This window comes from Cupriavidus lacunae, assembly GCF_003353055.1.
GTDB lineage: Bacteria > Pseudomonadota > Gammaproteobacteria > Burkholderiales > Burkholderiaceae > Cupriavidus > Cupriavidus lacunae.
Map to the genome: position 1 here is coordinate 1 of NZ_QKWJ01000197.1, position 3,374 is coordinate 3,374.

The following is a 3,374-nucleotide window of genomic DNA, read 5'->3' on the forward strand; positions in this document are numbered from 1 at the left end:
AAGGGCTATGCTTCACAATGCACCTCATGGGTCGAGTGGGATGATGTTTACGCGGCCGCTGCGTGTTTACCGCGGGTTTTGCATTGATGGCGATACTTCACTGGCGCATCCGCGCCAGGTTGTTCGAAGAGACACTGCCCCTTGTCATCGTAGCGGTGCGCCACGAGCAGGCCGGCACGGCGCCATATCTTGACGGTAGTCGGTGTGACATCGAGGCACTTTGCAATCTCGCCCAGCGTGAGCAAACCACGCGCGCGCAGCCTGTCGTAGCGACTTCGCAGATCGTAGGAGAGCCGAATCCGGGTGACCATTGCGTGGTGAAACGGTTTGCCCTGACCTGACGTGATTCCCTGGCGATTGAGCAGCTCTGCCGCTTCACCGTCGGTGTGGTCTTCCAGAAGCCGGTCGATCTCAGCGACGACCGCTGGCGGGGTCTGCCGCAACATCCATGCGGGCTTGGATAGTGGCACGTGCAAGGTGTGCGTTGCACCGCCGTTAAAGCGTATCTGAGCGCTGACGTCCGTGCCTTTTAGCAGGGTTACGTCGGTGATGAGTAGGCGTGCCATGCGCTTGCGCTCACGATCTGGCGTGTGGGGATCGTTCCACAGGCGAGGAAAGTCCTTCGCAAGTGCCATGATGCTTGTGCGCTGTGCGTCGTCAACTCCGGCGCGATCAGCTTCGCGCTGCTTCTCGTAGCGTTCCTGGGCCTCACTGAGAGCGCGGAGCGCATGGTTCCATTCCGCTTCCAGCGAGTCCGCAACCAATCGATGTTCCGGATCGACTTGCATGTAACGACGGCGCGCCAGATCGGTCTCGTAGCGCGCTCGCTCGACCTCTTGACGGCGTAGTCTGTCGCTCTCCTCGGTACGGCTCTCAAGCTCGTTCTGCACGGCCAGAGCGACCTCAAGCGTTACCGGCGTGACCAACTCCACGAGCAACCGGCCAATTGCATCGTCAAGCTCACCACCATGGACACTCTGGCACACAGGGTGCGCGTGCTGAATGCCCCGGCGCTGGCACATGTAATCAGGCACCCTGCGCGTGCCTTGGATGTGATAGCGCACGGTCATCCGCTCGCCGCATTTGGCACAGATCGCCAAGCCTTGCAGCAGCGCCGGCCCCTCGCGAGGTGCCCCTCTCTCACGGTCGAGGCCAAGTGCGTGGGCATTGTCGCGTAGGATTTGAACGTTCTGTTCGAACTCCTCCCAGCTCACGTAAGCCTCGTGCGCATCGCGAATCAGCGCCGTCCACTCCTCGGGCGGCAGTCGCAGGCAGACGTTCTGACCATCGGGATGCTTGCGTTGCCGCGTGCGCCCAAAGCAGAATGCACCAGCATAGCGCGGATGATGGAGGGCCCACAGCACGCGTGAGTGTTCGAGCTCGGTCCACAACACATCGCCTTTGCGCTCTCCGCGGTGAATCCGGCGCGGGAACTGAAGACCCTGGTCACGAAAGGCCTTGACGGTCGCAGTGGCTGAGCCGGTGCGACGAAACGTGCGGAAGAGCTGACGAACACTCTCCTGGATACGTGCATCCGGGTCCAGGCGCACACGCCCCTCGGTGTCGTAGACAAAGCCGATCGGCAGCCGCATCTCGAGTTCTCCACGGCGCGCCTTGTTGAGGATGCCACCGCGTAGCCGTGCCCGCATGACGTGCAACTCTGCCTCGCTCATCGTGCCTTTCAGGCCGAGCAGCAACCGATCATTGAAATGCGCAGGGTCGTAAATTCCGTCTTCGTCAAGAATTAGGGAGTCGGCGAGTGCACAGATCTCCAATAGCCGATGCCAGTCGGTTGAGTTGCGCGCCAGCCGCGACACCTCCAGACCCATCACGATCCCGGCCCGTCCCAGGCTCACCTCGGTGACGAGGCGCTGGAAGCCCTCGCGCTCGACCGCCGATGCACCGGATAAGCCGAGGTCCGAGTCGATGACCACAACTTGATCGTTGCGCCATCCGAGCGCGATGGCGCGCTGTCGCAGATCATACTGGCGCTTGGTACTCTCAGTATTCTCAAACATCTGCCGCAACGAGGACTGCCTCACGTACAGATAGGCGTTCCTCTTGAGGTGTCTTGCCTGTACTTTCGAGTGGGTCTCTGCAGTCATCTCATCCCCTCTAGCGCTGTCGCGATCGCCATGGTTGCCACGATGTCAACCAGATTCTGTTCGATACCTACAGGCAGACTCAGCCCGCTCGTCGCGACTACAGGCACCGGACGAGGCGAGCAGTCTTCGGCCGCACACTTCATCCAGGCGGCCATCCCCTTGAACATGACGAGTGCGCGACCGCGCATCATCGTGTGGCCGCGTCCGCCCAACTCGACGACGTCTTTTCGCAACGCCTCGTAGTATCTGGTCAGCACATGAACATCGAGCGCTGCGGTGGGGACTTTTATGGCCGTTTTTTTTTCGATCGCGCCAGGGCGCGTTCTACGGTGCGTCGATGCACTGTCAATCCGAAGCGTTCTGCAATCCGCTCGACAAGAACTTGAACATCGAGACCGTCCTCCGCGGCACGTGCTTCTTCGATGAAGCGCATCACGTCGTCGGTGATCTTGTGTGGTCCGTGAGGACCTCTCTTGTCTGGCAGCAGCCCGACCAGGCCCTCTCGATCGAAGTCGGCCTGCGCCTTGTAGAACGTCGGTCGGCTGACCCCAAAGTGCGCGGCGGCATCGGCGATGGCCTGACCATCGACACGTACGCGACGCAGCATTTCGTAGCGGGCCTGTACCAGATCGCGCGGGTCGAAGAAGTCGCCGGCGATAAAAGCGGGATCATCGATGCCCTGCGAGTGAGGATTCACCGTGCCGCTCTCTTCGAGCGCTGCAAGCTTGGGGTCGGGTTTTCGGATGCGGGTCATATGTAATCTAAATTATGCCCAAGTATTGCCGATGTCAAGGATTTTATACCGACAAAGGATAGCGGGGTCCCGTAACCTGACTGCTCTCTGCCCGTCCTTGAACCATGCGCCCATGGAGAGGTATAGGCACGGATACTAAAACGGCATAAATATCTTTACATCAACGGCATCATTCCCTTGACACCTTGCGCTTGCGCGCTCGCGGCCCTCCAGATCTCTTAGCCTCCCGCTGTCGGGCAATCAGCGCAACAAGTTGCAACAGGTCCTCGACCCGGAAATGCGATCGTCCGGCCGACGTTACCTCGAATGCGTTTGGCGCCGCTGCGCTCGTCCAGGTCGCCGGCATGCGTCTGAGGTTGCCCATTTCGTCGTAGAAATAGACGCGGTCCTCTCCCCACGCATTGCGCCATTCGAGCAGCGCGAATTCTCGCCCGTAAAGCGGATGGAAGGGATGGGTAACCCGGAAGGATTGCATCCCACCGGTCAGATCACGTGTAGTTGACTGCTTTTGAGAA

General features: G+C 60.2%; 3 protein-coding genes. All 3 read right to left on the bottom strand.

From position 1 onward, the window contains the following. Positions 1-47: 47 nt before the first annotated feature. Positions 48-2,105 carry a recombinase family protein gene (locus DN412_RS42510; RefSeq protein ID WP_115216950.1) on the bottom strand — a complete coding sequence of 686 codons (2,058 nt, stop codon included), beginning with the start codon at positions 2,103-2,105 and terminating at the stop codon, positions 48-50. 286 nt (positions 2,106-2,391) lie between these two features. Further along, positions 2,392-2,859, bottom strand: a complete 468-nt coding sequence (locus DN412_RS42520; RefSeq protein ID WP_115216952.1) for a helix-turn-helix domain-containing protein — start codon at positions 2,857-2,859, stop codon at positions 2,392-2,394. A 169-nt stretch (positions 2,860-3,028) separates the two neighbouring features. Then, positions 3,029-3,374: DUF5372 family protein (locus tag DN412_RS42525; RefSeq protein WP_208647774.1), on the bottom strand; the 346-nt coding region annotated here is incomplete at its 5' end.